Source organism: Vibrio sp. V04_P4A5T148, assembly GCF_963875605.1.
Classification (GTDB): domain Bacteria; phylum Pseudomonadota; class Gammaproteobacteria; order Enterobacterales; family Vibrionaceae; genus Vibrio; species Vibrio anguillarum.
On sequence record NZ_CAWNMS010000102.1, the window covers coordinates 1 to 25,564 of the forward strand.

The window sequence follows — 25,564 nt, forward strand, 5'->3', positions numbered from 1 at the left end:
GTACATACTGATATGTACATATTAGTTATGCAACCTTGATTAACTGAAATCACTAACTATATTTATCCACATAAAGATTATAAACATGTAAATATCAACACTAATATCAATAAGATTTAATAGATATAACCCAAAAAACCATTCGAAATGGTTAAATCAGTACAGTGATATTCTGTGGATCCATAAATAAACGTCAGTAGGTATTGAATGAAAAAAATAGAAATACTTATCGTGGTTGATTGTGCCGGAGCATTAGCAACCACGAGCTTAATGGATAACGTTTACTTAATTGATAGTAACCAATGGCTTGGTTCTTGGGATGAAGGAACGTGCCAACTCCACACGGTATCTCAAGATGGTCAGTTTATTTGCTGGCGTAGCTGCGCCATTTCACCAGATGACGAAGTCAATATAACGGGATTCTCTGGTGACATGATTGATCAAAAAGCTTGCTTACCAAGCCCTGTTAATGACGCGTGGGAAGGCAGAGTTCAGACTCGCGGGGATACTGGGCGTTATCTATATACCATTTCTCTTTCAATAAACGGAATAACAATGAATTTTTCACCTTATCTCGAAGTTCAATAACTCCATCTAAATAAGGAACATTGTATGAAAAAAGTAGAAATACTCATGGTCGTAGATGCAGCAGCAGCGCTTGCAAGTCGAGATCTGCAAAGTAACATTTATCTCATTGATACAAATAAATATATGGGCTCGGGTAATGAAGGCCAAGCTGAGTTAAAAACAGCCTGTAAAGACGGCCAATTATTATGCTGGCGAGTTGTCGCTATTTCACCAGACAATGAAGTTGATATTGTCGAGTTTAATGGGCAAATGATAAATGACAGAGTTTGTATACCCACTAAACAAGGACTAAGCGGTGATGAATTCTGGGAAGGCCGAGTTGAAGCGCAAGGACAAGCCAGCACACAACAATACAATGCGACCTTGTCTATTGATGGTGCAAGATTAACGTTTGATCCTTTCCTCGTTATTTCACTGTAGAGGGCGAACTCATGTTAAGCCCAAATGTTGATACCGCATTAAATATGCTGACCGACGTATATACTGATTTTTTAGGTATTAGTAACTACGATGCAACGTGCAACTCTCTCTTTATTGGCCATGTAGCAAAAGATCCAAACTGGCTCGTAGAAGTTCGAAGCAGGACTGAGATCTTAAGAGCGGTAATGAATGAGTTTATGCAACAAAAGCCTAAAATTTTTGCGCAAATTATTACATCGTTTATTAATTATCAGACCACGTTCGATGCCTGCGCACAAAACAGTAAGGCGATAACAAGTACGAAGCAATGGATTGAATGCTTACAATTATTGCAAAAAACGTTAAAGCAAAATATCACGTTAACAAATGAAGCTCAGCAAGTTTTCACGAAATCTTACAGCCAAGCGAAAAATGCAGAGGAGCTGCTCGCATCCAGCATTCAAGATGGCTGGAATGAACTTGCGAGCGAAGAACAAGCAATGGTACGCATTGCAACAGAGATAGGCTCTCTATCGCAATCCATTGCCAGTTTAGGAGCCAATGTCACGGCGGCCCAATTAAGAGCAGGAAAAGCTTACATACAAAGTATGGTCACTATTTCCTACGGTGTCGTAATGGGAGCAACGACGTCTGTACCATTCCTTTCCTTTGCTGGTGCACTATTCACGGTTGGTTACAGTGCATACAGCACAATATCGAGCGCGAAAGAGGTACAACAAGATTTAGACAAACTCACTCAATTACAAACACTAGCCAGTGAAGAAGCACAAGCGGCTGCCATTACTAAAGCCATTATTCAAACCCTCAGCAACATGAGCGAAGAATTCCTAAAGATTGATGATAACTTGCCAGCACTTTCATTGTTATGGCAAGACGAATTAGACAAGGTAAACGAACTGATCAACGCCTTACAAAGCGGTTCAGACCCAGCCCTATTGACTGATTTGCAAACCATCAAGATTGCTTCAGCCTCATGGAAAACCATTTCAGAATTTGTGCAACTCATTAGTTTACCGCCAAACGTTGGAAAACCCGTTTTAGTCAACACACTAAATAACACCATTCAAGAACAGTAAAGGAGATACACAATGTCACAACAAGTTACTCAGTTGAACCCAACACAGCAAACCACTCAATCTGCATTTTTGGCAACCACAGTCATCACAGCGCAGTGCCATGCCATTTTAAACACACAATTTACGCCACCTACGGTAAAACCAGATTGGTTTGATGACCTGAGTAAAAAATTAGACTCAGCAAAATTGGTTGCTAAGCAATGGATTGACGATTTGGGACCACAGGTATCAGCATCGATTCCCTCCAGCGTAATTAATTTTGACGCCACTTTCCAAGCATCAATCGATGCCATTCATGAGTTATATAAAGCGGATCCAACAGCAAGTGGCAAAGACAATACGACGGTTCAGCAAGCTTCACAGATTATGACCGCCCTATCTTCTCAAGTCAGCGGTATCGAAGCCACAGTCAAAGGGATGAATAAGGAACTCTCTGATTGGGGGGTGAAAATGCAAGCAGCACATGATGACTTAGTCAATGGTGCGACCAATATTCAAAAAACAATTATCGATTTACAAACAGATATTGAAAGTATGAATAACGCAATAGACAACAATCGTGCAGCCATTGAGAAACTGAATAAAGATCTAGTCTATGCACAAGTTGCGGTTGGTGTTGGCATCTTTATGCTCGTCGCAGGCGTTGCACTTACCGTCGCAACCGCTGGCACCGCAGCTGTAGTCTCCGGTGGTATCGCAGCCGTCGGCGCGGCATCGATTATTGCTGGTGGCGTTACGTGGGGCGTATTACAAAATCAAATTGATGATGACTACGACAGCATCGCGCAAGAACAAAAGCAAAAAGCTGAAGATCAACAACAGATTATCGCTTTACAGGGGCTTTCCAATGCCAGTAGCGCCGTCGTTTCAGCGATTGAAACATCGACATCAGTATTATCTGATTTTGAAACGACGTGGACTGTCTTTGGCAACGAGTTAGATGATGTAGTAACCAAGCTTAATAATGGTGCATCCATGCAGAGCATTATTATGGAAAAAGTGATGTCTGACGCAGCGAAAAACGAATGGGATGATGCGGTTGAACTTGCTAAACAGCTAGCTAGCGCAAAAATAGCTATCGAAACGAAAGAGTTAGCACCTGCAGTAAAACAAGCAGCTTAAACATTACTAAAGGGGGTTACGCCCCCTTTTATTCTTTTTCGAGGACCATCATGAATCAATCAGCCAGCGAGCAACTTCAAACCGACATTCCTGCATCTATTAGCGCTATGGTGTTACTAAATTCTGCATGCCAAGGCGTTGTTGAAACTTATATTGATCAAGGCAATGCAGAACATTGGTATGCTCAGGTAGAACAAAATTTAAATGCGGTGCAAAAACTGGTACGACAATGGCGTTTGAGTGGTAATTTATATTTTTCAAATGACATTATGGACAGTGTTCTTTCCATTGCGAATACATTCAAAGATTCTAATGTTCAAATTTTAACCTTATTCAAAGCACTAGAAACCCGTTTTGATACCGCCCAACTACAGCAGCTCACTTCATTAATCTTAACATTACAAAATCCGATTCAAAGTCTTACATCAAATATAAAACGTTATGATGAGGGATTGAATGCTTGGGCTCGCCAAGTGGAAGATGCTCATAACACATTGCAACAAACTATTGCACAGATCCAGCAAGAAGAAGTTTCAATCCAAGCAGAAATTATCGCCACCAACGCCCAAATTGATCTAATGAAACAGCAGATAGCAGCATTTAAAACCGCCATTGCGAACGCTCAATCGCAGCGTAAGAAAGGGATATTTGAAACGATTTTTGGCGTGGTGCTTGCTCCGTTTACACTGGGAGGTTCTTTGATATTGGCAGGGTTTGGTGTTAGCTCTATTGTAGAAGCACAAAGTGAAATATCTAGCCTGCAAAGCGATATCCAATCATCTTTAAATACCATCAACCACGATCAACAAACGCTCTCTCAAGATCAACAACAAATCGCGTCTCTCAATGCCCTATTGCTAAGTATCGATCAAGTTAACAACGATTGTGCGGCGATCAGCCGATCCTTAGATACACTACAAACCACGGTGCTCAGTTTATACAATGAAACCAACAACGTCGTTTCTAACCTTACCAAAGCACAAGATTCACAAGATTCACAAGCGGTCATTCTGGAGCAAGTTTGGTACCAATCAGCTTACAATGAGTGGCAAGATATTCTGGAGGTAGCATCAACGCTCAATAATGCACAACCTCAAATAACAAAAGCTCAAATCAAGTAATTGATTTGACTCCAGTGACGGAGCCAATGGCTGATTTAATTGAGCAAGTTATAAAGCAATGCCGATACCGCCAATAACCCTATTGCCATGACAAAGAGTGTACTCATCTGCTGTTGATACTTCGCCAGCGATGGCACTTTGAATACAGCAATCATCGGCATAATAAACAGAATCATAGCGATCACGGGGCCTGAAAACGCTTCCATCATTCCCAGAATGCTGGGGTTGAGTATCGCGACAATCCAAATCGTGACAAACAAAATCGCAATGGTGAATCGCCCAGCAAGACGCAATGACAGGCCAAAGTTTTTACACAACAGCCCAGTCAGGCTTTCTCGCGCACCAAGGAAATGCCCTAAAAAGGAAGAGGTAATGGCAATAAACGCCACTAAAGGGCCTAGAGTGGCGATAAAGGGATTATCTGTGACATTGGCAAGGTAAGTCAGCACTGAAATATTTTGCACTTTTGCTTCTTGCAATGCCTCTGGTGATAAAGCCAATACGCAAGAGAACACGAACAACAAGACAAACAGAATCAATACAAGACTGGTGTAACGCAGAATCTGCTCTGATTTTTTATCCGCTAGCGCGCCATAATGACGACGTTGAACATTGGCAAAACTTGAGATCGCCGCTGCATGGCTAAAAGAAAACACCACGACAGGAATGGCTAGCCACACTGTGTGTAAGAAATCACTCGTTTGCGGCAATGCTAATGACGGCACTGACCAATACGGGATCAAATAGAGCGAGAGAAATAATAAAATAGCCGCCAATGGATAAACCATAACAGCAAAAGCGCGCAACATGATCTTCTCGCCACCCAGCATAATGGCAATTAACGCAAAGACTAAGCCACCAGAAAGTAGCACCCGAGGGGGAGCGACCATCTGCGCTTGATTAACCAAAAAGCTATCAACCGTGTTAGTTAGACCGACACCGTAAATCAGTAAGATTGGGAAAATAGAGAGGAAATACAGCAAAGAGATCAAGCGACCAGCCCTTTGGCCAAAGTGTTCTTCAACAACGTCGGTAAAATCGGCATTAGGACGGCGCGATGAGAGAACAAAACGAGCAAGACCACGATGAGAGAGATAAGTCATCGGAAAAGCGAGTAAGACCATTAACACTAACGGCCAGAAACCACCTAACCCAATGTTGATTAGCAAAAATAGAATGCCAGCCCCAACGGCCGTACCAAATAAACTGAGTAGCCAATAGGTGTCGTGTTTAGTCCAATTAGAAATCTGAACATGACTAAAATGAGCCATTTCCTTAGTGTCTTTCACTGCTTTTTCACTTATATAAAAATAATAATGTCGCGAATCCTACTCCTATTAATCATTATGATCATTTTGAGACCTTGGTCATAATCACTATAATCAAGGGGCCTAGCTTGGATTGAAAACCATGAAAACACCGAATTAACAGCATATTAAACTGGATTTGCGTGACTTTATTGAAACTAAAAACCAAATTTTAAGATTTTTCAGTAAATGTAATTAGCTGACGATTTATCCAGCACTGTCACGCACAGCAAACAAAAATGAAGGACATTTGTCCTCCCTAATCGGTAGGCGATCATGGTTTTATACAATTATTTTTCAAAAAGAGGCACACAGATAGACACTGTAGGTATGCGGGGCCAGAAGATAAATAGGAATCGATTTATAGGTTTACAGTGTAAATGGCCCTAAATAGGGCCAATTGAGTCTATCTCTGAGCTGTGATATTTATGAATTAACGGCTTTGATAAGGATAGAAGTATCCATTCTTCCCTCACCTTGCTCAGACAAGGCTTGGTAAGCATGATAAGTTTTTTCTGTCATCGGCAATTTTAGATCGTTTCGTTGCGCTTCATCCAAACAAAAGCCCAAGTCTTTGATCATCCAATCAATGGCAAAGCCGTAATCAAATTTACCTATTGACATGTTCACAGCGCGGTTTTCCATCTGCCATGAACCTGCGGCTCCATTTTTCAAACAATCAACCAAAACGCCAATATCTAACCCTGACTTTTCCGCTAAGATCAATCCTTCCGACAGGCCATTTAATACGCCAGCAATGCAAATTTGATTGACCATTTTTGCGCGTTGTCCTTGCCCTGCTTTCCCCATCAGCACCGATGACTTGCCATAAGCATGAAATACGGGTTGCAGCTGCTCAAACAGTTCGGCATCTCCACCACACATAATGGTTAGCACACCATTTTCAGCCCCTGCTTGGCCACCAGAAACAGGAGCATCCATAAAGCGAATGCCCGCTTTATGAGCCGCAGACGCCAGATCTTCGGCTAACAGTGCCGATGTGGTGGTGTGATCAACCAAAATTGCGCCGCGTTTCATCGCCCCTATCGCGCCGCCGTCACTGGTCGTCATGCTACGGACATCATCATCATTGCCAACGCAGGTTAAAACCACATCGGCATCTTGCACGCACTCTGCGACTGTTTGCGCTGCATACCCATGATACTGCTGCGCCCACTGCTGCGCTTTAGCTTGAGTGCGGTTGTAGACGCTAACATCAAATCCTGCGTTTTTTAGATGCCCAGCCATAGGGTATCCCATAACCCCTAATCCAATAAAACTGACTTTCATTAACTTCTCCTTTTATTATTACCCAGCAGCCCAAACGGACGAACACACGTAACTGAGTGTGGGCTGTATGTATCCTTGCGTCATTCTCTATGAATAAGACCACGGTTAGCAATGCACAGATAAAAAAAAGCCGAGTCAATCACTCGGCTTCTCATTAATTCGCTCTATTACAGCTCAGCGTTATGGTAAACCTGCTGAACATCATCACAGTCATCTAGCATGTCGAGGAATTTCTGGAATTTCTCCGCCTCTTCACCCGTGACCGGTGTGTGTGTTTGTGGAACGAACGTGATTTCTTCCACATCGATAGCCAAATCAGGGAACTGATTATTTAGCGATGTTTTCACTTTGAAGAATTCAGTGTTAGGTGCAAATACAGTGATCACACCATCTTCCAGTTCAACATCCGTCACATCGACATCATCCATCATCAGTGCTTCAAGGATAGAATCTTCATCATCCCCTTTGAACTGAAATACCGCTTGGTGATCAAACATGTGTGATACGGTACCTGGAGTACCAATTTTCGCACCCGTTTTAACAAAGCATTGACGCACATCTTGGAACGTACGATTGCCGTTATCTGTTAAGCAGTCAACGATAACACTTGCGCCGCCAGGGCCAAAACCTTCGTAACGAGCAGGTTGGTAGTCTTCACCACCACCACCACTGGCTTTATCTAGCGCTTTATCAATAACGTGGCCTGGAACTTGGTCTTTCTTCGCTTTTGTGATCAGGTGGCGCAACGACAAGTTCATGTCTGGGTCCGAACCACCATTTTTCGCACACATGTAAATTTCTTTACCGTATTTGGAATAGACTTTAATTTTTGCGCCTTGAGTTTTCGCCATTGAGGCTTTGCGCACTTCAAAACTTCTTCCCATAGGGATGATCTCTCTAATTCAATTTAACGCGAGGGATTTTAGCAAAAAGTGGGATCATTTCAATTTTCCACTTAGCAAAGACATGAATGCTACGCAACACCCATCACTCTTTTGTATTTGTTCACCGATTGTAAAAACCACTCTTTTTCGGCCTCACTGGCAATTTTAGACTGCTGCTGAGTGATCGCTTCAGGTCCTGCTTTTCCTTGCTTGAGTTTCCAAACAAGAAAGGAAGCTTGTTTATCGAGCTCTACTTTGTTTTTCTCTTCAGCGGCAAGTAAAGATAGGTTGAAGGACATGAGTTAGCCTAGATCGGTAAATACGTGGCACGAAATATAGCATAGGACATAAGAAAATTAAGAGCATAAATGTGCAATTTATCGGTATGAAATCAAGAAAATTGGAAAATATAAAGGGTGGCTATGCGCCACCCTTAGGGGATTAATGGTGAGAACTCGTCAGTGAAGTATGCCTAGCTCCTTCGCTTCTTCAATGGTTAAACCACTTTCTCGAATCTCTCTTAATGCTTCAATACGACGGCGAGCTTCGGCTGATTTAAGGTTTTTAACTGGTTTTTGAGTTTCTACTTCTTCCGTGAAGTCCCACTTATTTGCAATATCAGTCATTTCGTCATGGTCAATAGAATTTATGGACATTGTTACCTCCGAACAAACCACGTAAGGGACATGTAATCTGTAGCAAACGACATTTGATTTGTTAAGCATATTTCGTCCATATTGTGATTTTGGCGATGGTTTAGAAACCTTATTTTTAAAACTATTAATATTACTTTGCCAACCTTGCTAGACGAGGCTAAATTTAAATATTGCATGCATGAATTCAAGCGTTTTAGCGCTCATTTTATTCTGTTGCATACTATCGAAATCCCCTATCCTACGCTCTTCCAATGTGCTGATTTTTAGCTCATGGTTCCCCATTTCTGTTTGGCAAATAAGCTTGAAATACACCAGACTGTAGTTAATGCATTTAAAGTTGTAGGTAAGACACGATGTGTAAGCTTCACGACTGGTTAACTGAGATCCATCAATGGCATCTGAACAAGCGCTATGATCAGGTGGCTCAATTACAACCTCTGATCCTTAATGCTCCACAAGAGATCTGGGGGCCGGATCTGAGTGATGATCAAAGTAAAGCAATTGCTTGTTGGCTTGATGCTTGCCTGCGCCAATATGAGTACTACAAGCTCATTAACGGTGAGCTTGCCTTCCAATATCTGCAGCTTGCTTACGCTCGTTTTCAGCGTTGTGTCTCGGAGCCGAGTAGTGAACTTGAGTTAAAATCTTGGTGTATAAAACGGATGCAGCAGTTGATGGTACTGAGTTTGGAGCATCTCAACCAACAGCACGTTGATGAGGCCTTATCCCGAAGTTTAATTGATGCTCATGTTCGATTTCTTGCATATTACGCGTGGAACGATGATCAAGGTATAAAGCGAGGGTATTAATTGATTGCAGGGATCAACAGATAAAAAAATAGCGAGTTATATAACTCGCTAAAAACATATATGAGCCAATCTATTAATTCATCAGATAGGACAAAAGGTTGTCTATTCGTTTTCTATATTAACGAACCTTCTAAAACAAAATGTCAGCTACATGTCAAGGTTGTGTTGTAAATTGGTTTTAAATACCAATAGCGACTTCATCAAGTGCCCGGAATACGGATTCATCTAAATGCCCCTCGTACACTTGCTTGCACACTTTGCGGCGTACCGCGAGACCCGAGATCAAACGTTCGATCGATAAATGTTTATTCTCGTTTTTCGTGTTATAAAGCTCGATCAATTTACTTAACGTCTCATAAGAGATCGCCTCATTTCCAACCCTCAGCCAATCCAGCTTATCAATCAGCTCTGTACACTCTTCCTTGATAGAGGATGGTGGATGTCCAGTCATTGCTGATAACGCCGTTATACTGCGTTCTAGGGCCTCTGGAGAGGTATATTTAGATAAGGTAATCGTAATTTCATCGGCATTGATCTCTACTAGGTGTTTGCGCTGCTTGACTCTTCGTCCTAGCTTACCCTTTGGAGACGGTGCTTTACGTTGAATCGGTTCAAATTCACCATCAATGATCTCAGAAAGTTCTTCTAATTTTTGCTTAGAAACCATCTCATTGCGCAGTGGGTTAGGCAACGTTGGAGCCATGTTGCGTTTGCCTGCATTGGTGGTACGAGCGCGCGAGTAGCGCAGGACTTCTTCCACATCGCACTTAATGTCGACTTGGTAATCCATCACTTTTTCTTTATCCACCAGTGTGGTGACCGTCAAATGATAGCCCCAAAGATTCACGACAAATAACGAATCGCTGCCCTTTCCTTCCGATAATCGTTTTAGCTCACGGACAAGATCCATCGAAAAACGACGCCATTCGATATTACGGGCCAACTTTTGGTTCAATTCACTCAGTAGCATGCTGTCGGTATGGCGACGCGACATGCGACTGCGAAAATAGGAGTAGAGTTGGAAGACCAACGTATGTTGCTTTAGGATCTCTGGTGGAAACAAGAAAAAGTAATCGCGAGTGAGTAACTCTTCGTAGAATGAAGGCTCCCACACCAAAATGTACAAATTAGGTTTGATCCTAATTTCACCATCAGCCCCTTCCGTTGGCGCTTCTTCAGAAGCGGTGATCGTTCTTGCTAGGAACCGAAAACGATCACTCTTAAATCCTTCTGGCATGTTTTCACTCAGCCAACGGCCGGTTAACTCATGCAATTGGAAGTCTGTAAATTCAATCCGATCAATACTATCGCGAATAGAATCTCTTGCTGGGCCACTATCTTTTTTACCGCGAAGCGACAAAATGTCAGTAATGTACAATGGGGTTTTATTCGGTGTGTGTTTGGTATTAAGTTGGTAATCTTCTTGGTGATGATCGTGGTATTGCACCGTTAAGGTGAACAGTGCAAACAGTGTCATTAGATCATCCACTGTCATGATATTTTTAGAAGAACGAGTTTCAATGATCGCACGGGTACCAGAAATCGACACCATTGATTTCTGGTAGCTTTTACGAGTTCTCGGTGGAGCTAATGCTTGATCAATGATCCCAGCCCAATTGGTAGGTGAAACCACAAACTGATCCGCTTCGTCTTTCATCGCTGGTGGAATATTTAGCCCATGCTCTGTCAACAAACGCTTATTGACCTGAGTTTGAGCCAGCGCTTTTGAACGCTTGCGTTTTTCTGTCTGTTTTACCGATTCAGTTACCAGACTGGTTGAACCAAGCACAGAGATGAGCTTATTTGGGTTAACAAATTTATGCAGCATTGTCTTGCCAGCTAAACCTTCTTCAAATCTCACCGGGATCTGTTTAAATAAACCAATACTTACTGCAGCACGCAGCCGTTGCTGAATAGCCGCTCTGGTCAATTGGCCATCGGTTGCTTCAATTAACTCTGTTGTTGAGACTAACCCATCTTGGCTGCGGAAACCTCTTAATGAGATCAGGTTAAGAAGTTCAACGATACTTTTGGTAACACCTTTAAAATGTTGGTATTGATCAACCCAATCAACAGCAGTTTCTGAAACTTCAAAAAGATGCCCATCTTTGTGGCTCCTTGGTGCTTTGATCAATATTTTTTCGTCTGCGTTCATTATTAGATCCGTATCACACTAGCCGTAATATCGCTATAGTTCCAATAGAATAAAGAAAAAGAGATCATAAATAAAGAAAAACTTATTGCTTTTAAATAACTGATCTTTTTGATTATTCTGATCTATATTGCTTATATGATCTAATGATCAGGCCTTAATGAGCAGTCTAATTGATTGTTTTATAGGGATAAAAAAAAAACCCCTTCAGAAGCATGATCATAGAAAACTGAAAACATGATCATTGTAGAGAAGAAAGCATGATCAATCACATTCCGAACGATGATCATCAAACGACTGAATCAATGATCAAACACTTTCTTAAAGCATGATCATGGCTCATGCACAACTTATCCACATGATGAGTTGAAGTGATTATTTTATTTGAGCTAGATGAAGAATATGGGCTTGGTTTTTCTTTGGAAAGATGATCAAGGAAGTGCATTAAATGTTCTTTCAAAGTCGATTTTGGCATAAACACGAATTGAAATGACAAATAACTCTTTTAACGGCTTCTATTATAAGGAGTGAGAGTGTGTCGAAAGCATGATCAAGAGCGTATTGAAGAAGGTTTTGTTATTTGGTGTGTTTTAAATTTTACTTGTTATGTACTAGGTATCTTGCTCAGCCCCTACTCCATCTGCAATCCCCCGTAATTATGCGCTATTTTTACATGCTTCCGAGCTTAAATCACACTTGATCATTGATCCGATGAAGATCCGTTTGTTTTCTGATTATTTGCTGATAAGGAAGGCGCTAATTCCTCTTGATCATTGTTCCTGTGGCGAGGGATCTCTTCGGACGCATGATCATCATGTTAGCCTTGATCATGCGTCCTGGCACCCTGACGAAAAGGATAAGTTTCCCCTGCCCTGTCTCTCTAGTTATTATTATTCATGTTGTACGATTATTTAATTGATCTGCAGGGGGAACATCATTCCAAATGACACATACCGTAAATTATGCTGCTTCTCTAATCGTTCCGGGTATTTTAAGCTCATTTACAATGTAAATAAGTTACGTTGTAATATTTTTAATGTTCAAATAAATAATGGACTAAGTTGCCCATTATTTAAGGAAAAATGATGACCATAATGAGGTCAATTCATTAAATTCCGATATATTTTTCTATTTATTGTGATATTAATCTAAAAGTGAATGTTCACCTTTTTGTTGAGTATTAAATTGTTTGCTGTACAATCTGCGTTAGGTACTTATTATGGAATTTGGCAATGAAAAGAGAACAAACCATAGCGAATCTCTACCAGCTCGCCGAGCAAACTCAACAGGTGCAAGCTGACCGAATTGAAATTGTTTTAGAAGAACGTAGTGATGACCATTTCCCAGCGATGTCAAAAGCGCTAATGGAAACTCGTTCAGGCTTAACACGCCGTAAGCTAGATGATGCCATTTCCAAAATGGAACAAGCTGGCCATCAATTTACTAAAAACAATGCTAATCACTATTCAATTTCTTTAGCGGAAGCCCACATGCTCATGGATGCCGCTGGTGTGCCTAAGTTCCACCAAAGGAAAAAGCATGGTGATCATAAGCCTTGGGTCATAAATGTTCAGAACCAAAAGGGGGGGACAGGTAAATCAATGACTGCTGTCCATCTAGCCGCGTGCCTCGCCCTGAATTTGGATCAGCGTTACCGTATCTGCTTGATTGACTTAGATCCGCAAGGTTCATTACGGTTATTTCTCAACCCGCAAATAAGTTTATCAGAGCACAGTAATATCTATTCTGCCGTTGATATTATGTTAGACAACGTGCCTGAAGACACTGAAGTGGATAAGGCGTTCTTACATAAGAACGTGATGTTGCCAACCCAATATCCCAATTTAAAAACCATCTCTGCATTTCCTGAAGATGCAATGTTTAACGCAGAAGCGTGGCAGTATCTTTCGCAAAACCAATCGCTTGATATTGTTCGACTGCTGAAAGAGAAACTTATCGATAAGATTGGCGATGATTTTGACATCATTATGATTGATACTGGCCCACACGTTGATCCATTGGTATGGAATGCAATGTATGCTTCCAATGCATTACTGATCCCGTGCGCGGCTAAGCGATTAGATTGGGCGTCAACCGTCAATTTCTTTCAACACCTTCCTACGGTTTATGAAATGTTTCCAGAAGATTGGAAAGGGTTAGAATTTGTACGTTTGATGCCGACGATGTTTGAAGATGATAATAAAAAGCAAGTCTCGGTATTAACGGAAATGAATTACCTGTTGGGTGATCAAGTCATGATGGCGACGATTCCGCGTAGCCGAGCATTTGAAACCTGTGCTGACACCTACAGCACCGTTTTTGATCTCACCACCAGCGATTTTGAAGGTGGTAAAAAGACGCTAGCGACTGCGCAAGACGCTGTGCAAAAAAGTGCACTGGAGCTTGAGCGAGTGCTTCACAGTCATTGGTCATCACTAAATCAGGGGTAAGTAAAACATGGCAATTAAAACGTCTGAACTAAATGCGAAACTGTTTGGTAAAGCGAATAAGCGACGTGCAACCACCCCGCAAGAAGCCCAAACGGCAGCGAAAGAACAAGCGCAAATCATCGAATTGGCGGTTGCGGGAGAAGAGTTAGTCACTTTCGAACTGGTCAGGATTCCCGCAGATCAAGTAGCGGAAAAGACGATTGTTTTTACGCAGAATGCGCGTGAACAAGCTTTTCTGAATGAGCATGCTCTATCTGATGTATTGAGTACATTACGCGAGCGTGGTCAGCAATATCCTGCGGTTGGTCGTAAAACCGCTGGGGGCAAAATTGAAGTCCTTGATGGCAGCCGTCGTCGAATGTCTTGTATCTTGGCGGGTAAAGAATTTTTGGTTTATGTCGCTGAAGACATAAACTCGGAACATGCGAAGTTTCTTTCGGATGTGGCAAACGCGCACAAGCCGCTTTCTCTTTATGAGAAGGGTAAAGAGATGCAAGCGAAGCTGGATAACGGTGAAGCGGAAGACCAAAAAGCTTTAGCCAAGATATTTCAGTGCAGTGAGGCCCTAGTAAGTGGTGCTCTAAAAGCAGCGGCTTTGCCACTTGAGCTGTTGCAAGCTTATCCAAATGTGGTTGAATTAGGTCGTCCAACCATAGTTAAATTGCATAAACAATTTAATGAACTCGATGCAAAGCAACAAGCAAATTTGTTGGAAAAGTGTCAATCTGAAGATGGATTTGTTTGGCAGCGTAGTAGCGTACAAGGTGTTGCCCGATTGACGAAAGAAGTCACAGAGACAATTGAGTCTTGGATACAAGAGTTGTTGCCACCTAAGCGCACTGAGCATGTAAAAATTGATCTGATCAAAGGCCGCGTAAGTTACAGTCGTAAAGGCAGTAATTTAGCGCTTAATTTGAAAAAGGTGGATGATGCTACGGTGCAAGAAATATTAGATTTTATCCAATCTAAGCTTGATTAGGCATCCATCATGTAAAGACTAAAAAACCCGCCATGGCGGGTTTTTTAGTAACTAAGTCTATTCAGTTCGAATCTATTGATTTCTTAAACGCTGCCAGTATTTTTCGTAGATAGCGAGCGCTTCAGGCCCAACATCATTAATGAATTCCCCTTTAGCCATATCTTCATCGGCTGGAAAAATCGTTGGATTGTCGCGAAGTTCTGCTGGAAGCAACGCTCGGCCGCTTTTTGTTGCCGATGCATAACCTAAGCTATTCACAATCTCAGCTTGGTTCTCTGCTTGATACATGAAGTTGATGAATTTATGCGCCAACGCTTTGTTGTTGCTTCCTGATGGAATAGTAAAGTTATCCATCCACAAGACTGCGCCTTCTTCCGGCATTACAAATTTTAGCTCTGGCATCTCAACTTGGCCTTGGTAGGCATTCCCGTTCCATTGCATCCCTAACGCTGCTTCACCTGAGACATAAGGCACATGTGGCGCATCAGAGTTATACAACAGTACATTATCTTTTAACGCGACCAATGATTGGTAGGCTTTTTCAATCTCTTTTTCATTTTTTGTATTAATACTGAAGCCATTTAAGATCAGCGCCATACCAAAGACATCGCGAATATCGTCAATCAACATCACTTGTTGGCTATATTTCTTATCCCACAAATCAGCCCAGCGAGAGACACCTTCTGGTACTAATGCTTCGTTATAGCTGAGGCCAGTGATCCCCCAAATATAGGGCAGGGAATAACTATTTTTGGGATCGTGTGCTTGGCCGAGTAGTGAAGGCATGGCATCTTTCATGTTCGGGATTTGTGCATGATCCAGCTCGGTTAGTAACCCTTCACGTCCCATTTTTTCAATGAAATACGCTGAGGCAAAAACCACATCATAACCGCCACCTTTGAGCAACTTGAGCTTGGTATACATTGACTCGTTATTTTCAAAGGTCGAATAGTTAATCGTTACCCCTTCCTGCTGCTCAAACTGCTTGAGGGATTTTTCTGGAAGATATCCTCCCCATGCATAAACGTTGAGTGTTTTGTTGTCTGCGCTTACGTGTGAAGAAGTTAGAGCTGCTGCCAAAACCAATCCTTTGATGAAAGTTTTCATTGCATTTGAATTCCTTAAATAGCCCAGAAGTGTACTGGGGTGTAGGTGAATAATTAGTTAAAAATGGTCACGATTAAAGCAAATATAATTTGTCGTAAAGAAAAATATTTTTAACGACGCACAGTGATTATAGCGGCTGTGCTACCATTGCGTTTCAGCGAGGTGGCGTAAATATGAACATGATAGCGGCTTATTTAGATGATTTGATGGTGCAGGCTGAGAATAGCCTATGGCGTATGGGGCTCTTAATCCGTGGTGAGCCTCAATGGCAACAACACGTGCTTATGCATTTTCTCGCAAAAAATGAGGGGCAAGCCATATTTCAGTTAGGCGGAGAACCGTTACCATGCGTTCGTTATGCCCCCTTCAACAAAGGGCAGCAGTTTCTTGGTCAAGAATGCCATTTACTTATTTGTGATAATCACCATGGTTTTGATGCGAACAGTTTCAGTGCTGCGCTGGGTTCACTGGTCGGTGGTGGGTTACTGTTGATCATTGAAGCCCCTCAGCGTAACGACTCTTTTGCTGAGCGCTGGTTAACGCGAGCGTTCGAACAGCTTGTTGTTATAGAACAGAATCAACCTTGCCCTCCTTTACCCGTTTATCCACGAGTCAGCTCTCAATCACCGATTTATGAACAGCAAGTTGATGCGGTTTCAGCCATTCTTCGTGTGATGGATGGGCATCGCAAGCGACCATTGGTTCTCACTGCCGATCGGGGACGAGGGAAAAGTAGTGCGCTTGGTATTGCTGCGGCTAAATTGATGGCGTCTCGTTCATTAGATATTGTGGTCACGGCACCCTCAATCCATGCCGTAGCGCCAATATTTGAACATGCGGCTAAAGGTTTAGCAGGCGCTCACGTCACCAGACAATCCCTTACTTGGCAAAACTCGTCATTGACGTTTGTGGCACCGGATGAGCTGATTTTGCATCGGCCACAATGTGATCTCCTATTGGTAGATGAAGCGGCCGCGCTGCCTTTATCAATGTTAAAAAACTGGGTTGAACACTATCATCGTGCGGTCTTCTCTACCACCATTCATGGCTACGAAGGGTGTGGGAGAGGGTTCACGCTTAAGTTTCAAACTTGGTTAGCACACCATCGAGCTGGGACTCGAACTCTCCATTTAGATCAACCGATCCGTTGGCGTCAGGGTGATCCGTTAGAAGCGTGGCATTACGATACTTTCCTCCTTCGCTATGATTTAGCTACATTGCCGACGATGACATCAGAACAGTTAACGACACTTAACATTGAGCATCTGGATAAGGCTCAACTCATTGCCAACCCGACACGCTTAGCCGCTATTTTTTCGTTATTAGTGAATGCTCATTACCAGACATCACCGAACGATCTATTTCATTTTTTAGCGGACGATAAAGTTCAGCTAGTTGCTGTAATGGTAGATGAGGTTTGTGTCGGTTGTTTGCTGACAGTTCGTGAAGGTGGGCTTTGTAGCGCTTTAGTGGAAGAGATCCAACGAGGAAAGCGACGTCCTAAAGGTCATCTAGTTCCTGTTTGCTTAGCTAATCAAGTTGGTATTACGCAGGCAGCGCAGAGTGTTTGTCAGCGCATCATGCGTATTGCAGTTCATCCCGAATTACAAAATCAAGGGTTGGGCAGCCGCTTGATTGAAGCGTGCATGTTAGAAAATGATGCCGACTATTTAGCGACGAGTTTTGGCGTAACGAGCGATTTAATGGTTTTTTGGGCTAAGAACCAATTTGTTCCGATAAAACTAGGGAGCCACAGAGACAGTGCGAGCGGCTGTTTTTCCTTAATCATGGTCCAAGCGAAAAAATTGGATTGGTTAACTCGGGCAGAACAGATTTTCGAACAGCATTTCATTTTCTCGCTATCTGATTCTTTGCAAAGTTTAGAGCCGGCTTTGGTTCGGACCATCTTGTCATTGGTCCGAGATCGTGTCGCATGCGCGGATTCAAATGAAGTTAATTTCCTACCTTATTCATTGCTGCGTTGTTACGCACAAGGCGGTGCGGATTATGAGAGTGTGAGTGTATGGATTCATCGACTAATTACTTCATTGGATAAAGCTGCTCTATCACGATTATCTGATGTACTTATTGTCAAAGTATTGCAAAGGAAAAGCTGGCAAGAGTGTGCCAGTCAATTAAACTTCACTGGACGGAAAATGATTGAGGCTACCCTCCGTCATGACCTCAATCGACTATTAGATGATTTACACTGTAAAGTGGATCATTCAACGCAATGAACTGCAGCCAATTTACAGTGTAAAGCGTGAATAATGTAAGAGCAGACACCTTCTCCAGATGTACTGTGCTTGTCATATGACAAAAAAGTCCTACTACTTACGTCTTAAGAGTAGGATTTTTTTGTTCTAGTCACAGAATAAAAAAATCCAAACTATATTAATGAGTTAACCATACGGTCCCCCTTACTGTGAGGTTTTTATTTTTGTTCCTAACGTGTTCAATCATTTGCTTAATGAGTATTCCCTCCTACACTCAAAGTCAGGTGTTCTCCTAAAACATAGAATATAAATAGTACGTAAGGATGAGATATGGATCTTTTGTTGGCGGAGTCTTTGGAAATTTCAACGGTACTAGATTCCAAAGCAAATTATCTTCAATGGCTAAGCCTAACTCCTCCTTTAACAATAGATGCATCACGAGTCAATAGCGTGGATGCTGCCGGTCTGCAACTGCTTGCTTCTTTGTTTATGACAGCAGAGCGAGCTGGAATTGAGATCACTTTAGTTAACGCAACAAACACGCTCAATGAAGGTATTGCGCTACTGGCTTTAGAAAGCTTGTTCGCAGAGTAATGATATTTTGCAAGGAAGGGGCTATGACAAAGATCCTCGCGGTTGATGATTCGGTTTCAATTCGTCAAATGCTAAGCCATACATTGAAAGATGCAGGTTATGAAGTTGAAACTGCTATTGATGGAAGTGATGCATTACGTAAGGCACAACAAACCAAATTTGATGTTGTTATTTCGGACGTCAACATGCCAGTGATGGGTGGTTTTGAGTTAGTTAAAGCGATTCGTGGTAATGCTCAATATAAGTTTATTCCTATTTTGATGTTAACCACCGAAACGAGTATGGAAAAGAAACAAGAAGGAAAACTCGCTGGAGCTACAGGATGGTTGGTCAAACCGTTCAACCCTGAGACGCTATTGAAAACACTAAAACGGGTCATATAGAACACCGTATTTTATTAGAAGCTTCATTCGTTAAACGACGTTAACTGGCAGGAAGAGCTATGGCTTTAGACATGGAACTGTTGCGCAAGATGTTTTACGAAGAGTGTCGTGAAAATCTTGAAGTGCTTGAAAATGTACTGCTTAATCTTGACCCTAATCAGGTTGAGAAAGAGACTATTAATACCATTTTTCGGGCTGCCCATTCGATTAAAGGTGGCGCTGCGACCTTTAGTTTACTGGATATCAGTGAATTTACCCACTCTGTCGAAGCGTATCTTGACCTCGTCCGTAACGAAAAATCAACTCTCACTGCTCAAAGTGTGGACATTTTACTGAAAAGCGGTGATTGCATTCGCAATATGCTCGCGGGGCATGAGAGCCACGGTGAGGTTGATAGTGAGCTTCAGCAGAGAGTCAGCCAGTCGCTGCATGCTTTACTTACCGACAGTTCAACGGTTGATCATGAACTAGCAGACCATCACCCGCTTGACGCCGAAGATGAACAGACGTCATCGCTCTTAAAGGCTTCTGACAACGAGAACCACTTAGGTTGGAAAGTCGTTTTTACTCCGCATAGAGAACTTTATTTCAGTGGTAATGATCCACTTCGGTTGCTGCGAGAGCTTTATGAACTGGATGATCAGTGCAGGGCGGAAGCTCAGCTTGAGCACCTTCCCGAATTGGCGGAAATAGAGGCTGAGCTTTGTTATTTAAGCTGGACTATTTTTCTCAGTAGCCAAGTGCAAGAGAGTGATATTCGCGAAATCTTTGAATGGGTTGAAGATGAATGTGACTTAATTGTTGAACCTTTAGTACAAGAATCGACGACCCAAGATATGGTCAGCGAGAGCGAGGAATCTTTGGCCGAGGCGCCACCTACGTTTCATGCGAACGCTGTCCCCCCTACCGAATCAGCAGAGCAAGTTGATCTCATAAAACCCATCGATCTCATAAAATCAATAGAGTCTACGCCCGCTGCTGCGCCCAAAGTGGCGAAAGCAGAATCCAGCGTAAGCTCTATTCGCGTCGATATTGAGAAAGTCGACAGCCTGATTAATTTGGTTGGGGAACTTGTTATCACCCAATCAATGCTGACCGAAATCGGCAACGATTTCACCATGGATAAATTAGAAAAGTTGCAAGCAGGCCTAGTTCAGCTTTTACAAAACAGTAAAGATTTACAAGAAAATGTGCTCAATATTCGCATGCTGCCGATGAGCTTTGCTTTTAGCCGCTTTCCTCGCCTTGTGCGAGACTTGTGTGGCCGACTTGAAAAAAAAGTAGAACTGAACATCATTGGCGAGCACACCGAGCTCGATAAAACCGTCCTTGAACGTATTGTTGATCCATTGGTTCATTTAGTCAGAAATGGTATTGACCACGGAATTGAGCAGCCACACATTCGCCTTGAACAAGGCAAACCAGAAATCGGCACCATTGAACTACATGCTTATCATCAAGGTGGCTCAATAGTGATCGAAGTGAAAGATGATGGCGCGGGGATAAACTGTGAAAGAATATTTCAAAAGGCGCTAGAAAAAGGTGTATTACCTAAAGATACACGGCGTGAAGAGATCACCGACAAACAGATCCTTAACCTTATTTTTGCCGCAGGGTTTTCAACAGCAGAACAAGTGTCTGATATTTCAGGTCGTGGCGTCGGTATGGATGTTGTAAAACGTAATATCGAAGAGTTGGGTGGGCATATTGATGTCGAATCCACATTAGGTAAAGGCAGCCATTTCACTATCTGTTTACCACTCACTTTAGCCATCCTCGATGGGCAATTGATCAAAGTAGGCGGGGAAGTTTACATCATCCCACTGCTCACCATTATCGAATCTATCCAAATCAACTTAGCTAATGTGAAGTATGCCGCCGGTGGGGTTGAGTTGTACCGGCTTCGTGACGAAAACATTCCTATCTTACGTCTGCAAGATGAACTGGAAATGGGATCAAGTGGTGCTTTGCCCGATAGAATACTCTGCTTTGTTGAAGCCGCTGGGTGTCGCGTTGGCTTATTGATTGACGAGCTGCTAGACCAGCAGCAAGTGGTTATAAAGAGCTTGGAGTCAAATTACTGCAAAGTGGCAGGCATATCAGGAGCTACGATTTTGGGAGATGGTTCCGTTTCGCTCATTTTAGATATTCAAGGGTTAATCTCCACGTACTCGAATCGACGTTCAAGTTTATCTCCCAAGATTATTGCCGCTTAGTGAAGGTGACAGGGAAGAGCCATGGAATATGATTATTCACCAAATCATCAACAAGAGAATCAAACACAGAGTGTTTTGAATGCTGTGTATGAAGAAAGAAGCTGTGAGGCCGATTTTCTGAGTTTCCGGTTAGCGAATGAGTTGTACGGGGTAGCAATTCAAGATGTTGAAGAGATTCGAGTGTGGGAGCCACCTACGCCTATTCCTCGCGCGCCTAGCTTTGTGAAAGGTGTGATTAATTTACGCGGCATGATTGTGCCTATTATCGATCTGCGCCTTCGATTTGGTATGGAGGCCTGTGGCTACTTTCCCACGACTGTGGTGTTGGTACTTCGTAGCCTGCAACAAGAGCGGCCTCGTATTATGGGCTTAGTCGTTGATGCAGTGAGTGATGTGATTGGCCAGGGAGATAATGTGCTGTTTCCTGCCGTGGGGGAAACACCTGCCGCTGCGTATTCGCTCGGTTTGCTCAATGTTGGCGAAGAGGTCATGTCACTGCTCGATACCCAAGGGCTCCTTGATATGCACAGAATACTGAGTGAGGAACCCTGATGTCTAAACAAGAGTTTCTTAGTTTCGTGCTGGATAACGATGAGTACGCTGTGCCAATCCTTGAGGTCCGAGAAGTTCGCGGCTGGAGTGATGTGCGCTCTGTACCCAATGCACCGGATTACTTAGTTGGCTTACTCAATATTCGTGGTGAGTACGTACCGATTGTTGATCTTCGAATTCGTTTTCATCTGCCACCTGCACAGATTGGGGCCACGACAGTTGTTATCGTTTTGAATGACGCGCAACGCAATCCGCTCGGCATTATTGTCGACGGTGTTTCAGAAGTGTATGACTTAGCCGCTGAAGAGATAAAACCTGTACCAGCCTTATCCACCACGGTTGAACCACAATTTATGAAGGGAATTGCTAGTGTGGCTAACGGTCATTTGATCCTAATTAATATCGAGACCCTTTTTGATGTACCTGGGTTAAATCAGACATTCGTAGAAGACGCTATTTTGTGAGGGAATACTCATGGCATTTTGGAACCGCAAACCAGAACCAAAAAAATTTGTTGTTATCGTTTTGAATGACGCGCAACGCAATCCGCTCGGCATTATTGTCGACGGTGTTTCAGAAGTGTATGACTTAGCCGCTGAAGAGATAAAACCTGTACCAGCCTTATCCACCACGGTTGAACCACAATTTATGAAGGGAATTGCTAGTGTGGCTAACGGTCATTTGATCCTAATTAATATCGAGACCCTTTTTGATGTACCTGGGTTAAATCAGACATTCGTAGAAGACGCTATTTTGTGAGGGAATACTCATGGCATTTTGGAACCGCAAACCAGAACCAAAAAAATTTGTTGAGCAGATAGAAGATCCATTGGTCGATGAGAATGAAGGGCTCTCCAATCAGCAGCTTCTTTCTGCTCTTAATGCAGCAAAAACCGCATTGATGATGATTAACCGAGATTTTCAAATCACCTATCTCAATAAGCAGTCATTGATTCTACTCAAGCAGCATGAAGTACTTTTTCAAAGTGTCTGGCCTGATTTTAAAGCTGAAGAGTCGTCATTGATTGGCTACTGCATCGATGGTTTTCACGTCAATCCACAGCATCAACGCCAAATGTTGTCGAATCCAGCCAACTTGCCTTTCACTACCATGATTACTATTAAAGGAGTGAAGATCGAGCTTAATGTTGGCGCCATTATTGATGAAGACGGTATTTATATCGGGAACACATTAGAGTGGCGTGATGTCACTCAAGAGATTGAAAAAGAGCAAGAAATTGGCCGCTTAGCTTCGGCAGTCGAGGGGATGACAACCAACCTAATGATGGCCGATAAAGAGGGTATTATTCAATACTTAAACCCTTCATTGACCAAGTTGATGCGTACAAGAGAAAGTGAGTTGAGGACAGTATTAACAAGCTTTGACGTCAATAATCTGGTCGGACAAAATATCGATATCTTTCATAAAAACCCGGGCCATCAACGTAGCATTATTGCCAACCCTGATCGTTTGCCATTTTCATCCAACATCAAAGTGGGGGCGCTGCAATTTAATTTAACTTGTATTGCGATGCACAATCACAAAGGGGAATACATTGGCCCCGCATTGCAATGGATTGATATTACCGAACAACAAGATGGTCAATACCAAGTAGAGAGCCTCATTCAAAAAGCTATCGCAGGGCAGTTGAATGAACGAATTGATACCACGGTGTATAGCGGATTTATGCGGGAGTTGGGCGAGGGGATTAATAACTTGCTTGATACCTTAGTTTCACCGCTGGCTCAGTGTATTGACGTCATGAGCAAAGTGGCAGATGGCGATTTGAATACCAAGATGGAAGAGGGCAGCCAAGGTGAGTTTGGTCAACTGCAAAATGCGGTCAATACCTCGATTGCTAACCTACGCGATATGGTTGAAAAAATCACCATTTCTTCTGCCAGAGTGGCTACGGCGTCAACGGAAATCGCGCAAGGCAATAATGATTTGAGCCAACGGGTGGAAGCTCAAGCATCCAATTTAGAAGAAACGGCCGCCAGTATGGAAGAGATGACAGCGACCGTGCGCCAAAATGCAGATAACGCCAAAGGTGCGAACGATCTAGCGAGTGATGCTGCCAAAAAAGCCAGTAAAGGTGGTGAAGTGGTGGGGCAAGCGATCTCGGCCATGTCGGAAATTAATCGTTCGAGTAAGAAGATTGCCGATATTATTGGAGTGATAGACGAGATAGCCTTTCAAACCAATTTATTGGCTTTGAATGCAGCGGTAGAAGCGGCAAGAGCCGGAGAACAAGGGCGTGGATTTGCTGTTGTTGCTGGAGAGGTTCGAAACCTTGCGCAGCGCAGCGCAGCAGCGGCGAAAGAGATTAAAGGGCTGATTAAAGATAGTGTTGAGAAAGTCGAAGAGGGATCGCGTTTAGTTGATGAGTCAGGAGCAACATTGAATGAGATTGTGGACGCTGTAGCAAAAGTATCTGATCTCATCGCCCAAATTGCATCATCCAGTATTGAACAATCGACGGGCATTGACGAAATCAATCGTGCAATTACAGCCATGGATGAGATGACGCAGCAAAATGCCTCTCTTGTTGAACAAACCTCTGCGGCCAGCCAATCGTTGAAAGATGAAGGGAAAGAGCTGATTAGCTTGATGAGCTATTTCACCACCGATGACAACATCAAAACGTTCGAGCCCAAAAGAACACCCATCTCCGCCCATCAACCCAAACCCAAGGTGAAGAAAGTGGCAGGCATCAAAGCCACCAATAACGTTGCCAATTCTGGGCTCAACCTCAATGAGGATGGAGATGAATGGGAAGAGTTCTAACAGATAGCCATCCAATCATGATGAACAATGACCAAGAATTTGAACTCACCGCAAAGGATTTCAAATTCATCCAGTGGTTTATGCACAAAACGGCTGGTATTTACTTGTCGGATGCGAAGCGAGCGATGGTTTACGGCCGTTTGAGCCGTCAGATGCGTCGACGGGGGATTCAGCGTTTCTGTGATTACAAGGAGCTTATTGAGCATAATGAGCAAGAGCGGATCCACTTCATCAATGCGTTAACGACTAACAAAACCCAGTTTTTTCGCGAGTATCACCACTTTGAGTTTTTGGAAAAAGTACTGCTCGATGAGTGGCGATCACAGGGCGTGCGTCATCCTAAAATTTGGTCTGCTGGCTGCTCTAGTGGTGAAGAGCCATACAGTTTTATTGCGTCGTTATACAGCAGCGGTTTATTTGATTTCGCAGACAATGTTGATATCTACGCAACAGATTTAGACACACAGGTTTTGGCACATGCGCAAGCGGGCATTTATACCGATGAGGCTGTGGTTACTATTCCACAGCACTATCTTAAAAAGTGCTTTGTAAAAGGGCGCGGAATCAAACAGGGAAAAATTAAAATCGCCAGTCAATTGCAACGTTTTGTCCATTTTCAGCAACTGAATTTATTATCTCCTTGGACGCTACCTAAGAATTTAGACCTCATTTCGTGCCGAAACGTGATGATCTACTTTGATAAACCCACGCAGGAGGCTTTGATCGAAAGGTTCTATGAATGGTTGAAACCGAATGGGATTTTATTTTTGGGTCATTCAGAAAATGTGGGGCGCTGTTCTGATGTTTTTCATCATCTCGGCCACACCATTTACGTGAAAAAATGAGGAACAATT

At 42.8% G+C, this 25,564-nt stretch carries 24 protein-coding genes; 17 read left to right on the forward strand and 7 right to left on the reverse strand.

What is annotated here, in order from left to right; translation table 11 throughout:
* Positions 1-207: 207 nt before the first annotated feature.
* The 5 genes from makD to makE are packed head-to-tail and all read left to right on the forward strand — an operon-like array spanning position 208 to position 4,327.
* The gene (gene makD / locus AACT18_RS17135; protein WP_013868237.1) at positions 208-588 is read left to right on the forward strand and encodes an alpha-pore-forming tripartite toxin MakABE regulator MakD; all 381 of its coding nucleotides are present in this window, start codon (positions 208-210) and stop codon (positions 586-588) included.
* A 24-nt stretch (positions 589-612) separates the two neighbouring features.
* Positions 613-1,008 carry an alpha-pore-forming tripartite toxin MakABE regulator MakC gene (gene makC / locus AACT18_RS17140; RefSeq protein WP_013868236.1) on the forward strand — a complete coding sequence of 132 codons (396 nt, stop codon included), beginning with the start codon at positions 613-615 and terminating at the stop codon, positions 1,006-1,008.
* Positions 1,009-1,019: 11 nt separating this feature from the next.
* On the forward strand, positions 1,020-2,084 hold the full coding sequence (gene makB, locus AACT18_RS17145) for an alpha-pore-forming cytotoxin subunit MakB (RefSeq protein WP_017049337.1): 1,065 nt from the start codon (positions 1,020-1,022) through the stop codon (positions 2,082-2,084).
* 12 nt (positions 2,085-2,096) lie between these two features.
* On the forward strand, positions 2,097-3,206 hold the full coding sequence (gene makA, locus AACT18_RS17150) for a cytotoxin MakA (RefSeq protein ID WP_000082912.1): 1,110 nt from the start codon (positions 2,097-2,099) through the stop codon (positions 3,204-3,206).
* 50 nt (positions 3,207-3,256) lie between these two features.
* Positions 3,257-4,327: an alpha-pore-forming cytotoxin subunit MakE gene (gene makE / locus AACT18_RS17155; protein WP_094125828.1), complete on the forward strand. Its 1,071-nt coding sequence runs from the start codon at positions 3,257-3,259 to the stop codon at positions 4,325-4,327.
* A 35-nt stretch (positions 4,328-4,362) separates the two neighbouring features.
* Here makE and AACT18_RS17160 read toward each other — a convergent pair whose 3' ends face one another.
* The 5 genes from AACT18_RS17160 to AACT18_RS17180 form a co-directional block, all read right to left on the reverse strand.
* Positions 4,363-5,598, reverse strand: a complete 1,236-nt coding sequence (locus AACT18_RS17160) for an aromatic amino acid transport family protein (protein ID WP_202599012.1) — start codon at positions 5,596-5,598, stop codon at positions 4,363-4,365.
* A 462-nt stretch (positions 5,599-6,060) separates the two neighbouring features.
* Positions 6,061-6,924: an NAD(P)-dependent oxidoreductase gene (locus tag AACT18_RS17165; RefSeq protein WP_094125630.1), complete on the reverse strand. Its 864-nt coding sequence runs from the start codon at positions 6,922-6,924 to the stop codon at positions 6,061-6,063.
* Between the two features lie 167 nt (positions 6,925-7,091).
* On the reverse strand, positions 7,092-7,808 hold the full coding sequence (locus AACT18_RS17170) for a YebC/PmpR family DNA-binding transcriptional regulator (RefSeq protein ID WP_013868231.1): 717 nt from the start codon (positions 7,806-7,808) through the stop codon (positions 7,092-7,094).
* A gap of 89 nt (positions 7,809-7,897) precedes the next feature.
* Positions 7,898-8,107, reverse strand: coding sequence for a DUF3283 family protein (locus AACT18_RS17175; protein ID WP_017046863.1), 210 nt, complete (start codon positions 8,105-8,107; stop codon positions 7,898-7,900).
* Positions 8,108-8,266: 159 nt separating this feature from the next.
* Entirely contained in the window at positions 8,267-8,464 is a 198-nt protein-coding gene (locus AACT18_RS17180; RefSeq protein WP_017043498.1) for a PA3496 family putative envelope integrity protein, read from the reverse strand.
* Positions 8,465-8,817: 353 nt separating this feature from the next.
* Between AACT18_RS17180 and AACT18_RS17185 the strand changes: the two genes are divergently transcribed.
* Complete coding sequence (locus tag AACT18_RS17185; protein WP_094125054.1) at positions 8,818-9,273, forward strand: transcriptional regulator; 456 nt, start codon at positions 8,818-8,820, stop codon at positions 9,271-9,273.
* 178 nt (positions 9,274-9,451) lie between these two features.
* Here AACT18_RS17185 and AACT18_RS17190 read toward each other — a convergent pair whose 3' ends face one another.
* A complete protein-coding gene (locus AACT18_RS17190; protein ID WP_017043500.1) occupies positions 9,452-11,428 on the reverse strand; it encodes a replication initiator protein RctB domain-containing protein in 1,977 nt (658 codons plus the stop codon).
* A gap of 1,229 nt (positions 11,429-12,657) precedes the next feature.
* On the opposite strand from AACT18_RS17190, the gene AACT18_RS17195 reads away from it, so the two are divergent.
* Positions 12,658-13,875, forward strand: coding sequence for a ParA family protein (locus AACT18_RS17195; protein WP_026027506.1), 1,218 nt, complete (start codon positions 12,658-12,660; stop codon positions 13,873-13,875).
* 7 nt (positions 13,876-13,882) lie between these two features.
* Complete coding sequence (locus AACT18_RS17200) at positions 13,883-14,854, forward strand: ParB/RepB/Spo0J family partition protein (protein ID WP_017049342.1); 972 nt, start codon at positions 13,883-13,885, stop codon at positions 14,852-14,854.
* A gap of 72 nt (positions 14,855-14,926) precedes the next feature.
* Here AACT18_RS17200 and AACT18_RS17205 read toward each other — a convergent pair whose 3' ends face one another.
* A complete protein-coding gene (locus AACT18_RS17205; RefSeq protein ID WP_017044942.1) occupies positions 14,927-15,961 on the reverse strand; it encodes an ABC transporter substrate-binding protein in 1,035 nt (344 codons plus the stop codon).
* Between the two features lie 173 nt (positions 15,962-16,134).
* Between AACT18_RS17205 and AACT18_RS17210 the strand changes: the two genes are divergently transcribed.
* The 9 genes from AACT18_RS17210 (at position 16,135) to AACT18_RS17250 (ending at position 25,555) form a co-directional block, all read left to right on the forward strand.
* Complete coding sequence (locus AACT18_RS17210; protein WP_094125389.1) at positions 16,135-18,198, forward strand: tRNA(Met) cytidine acetyltransferase TmcA; 2,064 nt, start codon at positions 16,135-16,137, stop codon at positions 18,196-18,198.
* A 309-nt stretch (positions 18,199-18,507) separates the two neighbouring features.
* Positions 18,508-18,771: an STAS domain-containing protein gene (locus tag AACT18_RS17215; RefSeq protein ID WP_013868220.1), complete on the forward strand. Its 264-nt coding sequence runs from the start codon at positions 18,508-18,510 to the stop codon at positions 18,769-18,771.
* A gap of 23 nt (positions 18,772-18,794) precedes the next feature.
* Positions 18,795-19,154, forward strand: coding sequence for a response regulator (locus AACT18_RS17220; RefSeq protein ID WP_010317272.1), 360 nt, complete (start codon positions 18,795-18,797; stop codon positions 19,152-19,154).
* A gap of 59 nt (positions 19,155-19,213) precedes the next feature.
* Positions 19,214-21,370, forward strand: a complete 2,157-nt coding sequence (locus AACT18_RS17225) for a chemotaxis protein CheA (RefSeq protein ID WP_094125388.1) — start codon at positions 19,214-19,216, stop codon at positions 21,368-21,370.
* A 21-nt stretch (positions 21,371-21,391) separates the two neighbouring features.
* Positions 21,392-21,922, forward strand: coding sequence for a chemotaxis protein CheW (locus AACT18_RS17230; protein WP_017044938.1), 531 nt, complete (start codon positions 21,392-21,394; stop codon positions 21,920-21,922).
* Positions 21,922-22,386, forward strand: a complete 465-nt coding sequence (locus AACT18_RS17235; RefSeq protein ID WP_017042330.1) for a chemotaxis protein CheW — start codon at positions 21,922-21,924, stop codon at positions 22,384-22,386. Before AACT18_RS17230 ends, AACT18_RS17235 begins: the two co-directional genes overlap by 1 nt.
* 10 nt (positions 22,387-22,396) lie before the next feature.
* On the forward strand, positions 22,397-22,681 hold the full coding sequence (locus AACT18_RS17240; protein WP_254917074.1) for a chemotaxis protein CheW: 285 nt from the start codon (positions 22,397-22,399) through the stop codon (positions 22,679-22,681).
* 10 nt (positions 22,682-22,691) lie between these two features.
* Positions 22,692-24,710 (forward strand): methyl-accepting chemotaxis protein, encoded by a 2,019-nt coding sequence (locus tag AACT18_RS17245; RefSeq protein WP_094125387.1) that lies wholly within the window; start codon positions 22,692-22,694, stop codon positions 24,708-24,710.
* On the forward strand, positions 24,695-25,555 hold the full coding sequence (locus AACT18_RS17250; protein WP_094125386.1) for a CheR family methyltransferase: 861 nt from the start codon (positions 24,695-24,697) through the stop codon (positions 25,553-25,555). The genes AACT18_RS17245 and AACT18_RS17250 overlap by 16 nt, the downstream gene beginning before the upstream one ends.
* The last annotated feature ends 9 nt before the right edge of the window (positions 25,556-25,564 follow it).

Bases quoted from the DNA above. Each gene is read 5' to 3' on its own strand.
- AACT18_RS17195 (WP_026027506.1), top strand. From the start codon at position 12,658: ATGAAAAGAGAACAAACCATAGCGAATCTCTACCAGCTCGCCGAGCAA.
- AACT18_RS17240 (WP_254917074.1), top strand. From the start codon at position 22,397: ATGGCATTTTGGAACCGCAAACCAGAACCAAAAAAATTTGTTGTTATC.
- AACT18_RS17245 (WP_094125387.1), top strand. From the start codon at position 22,692: ATGGCATTTTGGAACCGCAAACCAGAACCAAAAAAATTTGTTGAGCAG.
- AACT18_RS17170 (WP_013868231.1), bottom strand. From the start codon at position 7,808: ATGGGAAGAAGTTTTGAAGTGCGCAAAGCCTCAATGGCGAAAACTCAA.
- AACT18_RS17205 (WP_017044942.1), bottom strand. From the start codon at position 15,961: ATGAAAACTTTCATCAAAGGATTGGTTTTGGCAGCAGCTCTAACTTCT.
- makB (WP_017049337.1), top strand. From the start codon at position 1,020: ATGTTAAGCCCAAATGTTGATACCGCATTAAATATGCTGACCGACGTA.
- AACT18_RS17230 (WP_017044938.1), top strand. From the start codon at position 21,392: ATGGAATATGATTATTCACCAAATCATCAACAAGAGAATCAAACACAG.
- makD (WP_013868237.1), top strand. From the start codon at position 208: ATGAAAAAAATAGAAATACTTATCGTGGTTGATTGTGCCGGAGCATTA.
- AACT18_RS17235 (WP_017042330.1), top strand. From the start codon at position 21,922: ATGTCTAAACAAGAGTTTCTTAGTTTCGTGCTGGATAACGATGAGTAC.
- AACT18_RS17175 (WP_017046863.1), bottom strand. From the start codon at position 8,107: ATGTCCTTCAACCTATCTTTACTTGCCGCTGAAGAGAAAAACAAAGTA.
- AACT18_RS17225 (WP_094125388.1), top strand. From the start codon at position 19,214: ATGGCTTTAGACATGGAACTGTTGCGCAAGATGTTTTACGAAGAGTGT.
- makA (WP_000082912.1), top strand. From the start codon at position 2,097: ATGTCACAACAAGTTACTCAGTTGAACCCAACACAGCAAACCACTCAA.
- AACT18_RS17190 (WP_017043500.1), bottom strand. From the start codon at position 11,428: ATGAACGCAGACGAAAAAATATTGATCAAAGCACCAAGGAGCCACAAA.
- makC (WP_013868236.1), top strand. From the start codon at position 613: ATGAAAAAAGTAGAAATACTCATGGTCGTAGATGCAGCAGCAGCGCTT.
- AACT18_RS17165 (WP_094125630.1), bottom strand. From the start codon at position 6,924: ATGAAAGTCAGTTTTATTGGATTAGGGGTTATGGGATACCCTATGGCT.
- AACT18_RS17200 (WP_017049342.1), top strand. From the start codon at position 13,883: ATGGCAATTAAAACGTCTGAACTAAATGCGAAACTGTTTGGTAAAGCG.
- AACT18_RS17180 (WP_017043498.1), bottom strand. From the start codon at position 8,464: ATGTCCATAAATTCTATTGACCATGACGAAATGACTGATATTGCAAAT.
- AACT18_RS17250 (WP_094125386.1), top strand. From the start codon at position 24,695: ATGGGAAGAGTTCTAACAGATAGCCATCCAATCATGATGAACAATGAC.
- AACT18_RS17160 (WP_202599012.1), bottom strand. From the start codon at position 5,598: ATGGCTCATTTTAGTCATGTTCAGATTTCTAATTGGACTAAACACGAC.
- AACT18_RS17185 (WP_094125054.1), top strand. From the start codon at position 8,818: ATGTGTAAGCTTCACGACTGGTTAACTGAGATCCATCAATGGCATCTG.
- makE (WP_094125828.1), top strand. From the start codon at position 3,257: ATGAATCAATCAGCCAGCGAGCAACTTCAAACCGACATTCCTGCATCT.
- AACT18_RS17220 (WP_010317272.1), top strand. From the start codon at position 18,795: ATGACAAAGATCCTCGCGGTTGATGATTCGGTTTCAATTCGTCAAATG.
- AACT18_RS17215 (WP_013868220.1), top strand. From the start codon at position 18,508: ATGGATCTTTTGTTGGCGGAGTCTTTGGAAATTTCAACGGTACTAGAT.
- AACT18_RS17210 (WP_094125389.1), top strand. From the start codon at position 16,135: ATGAACATGATAGCGGCTTATTTAGATGATTTGATGGTGCAGGCTGAG.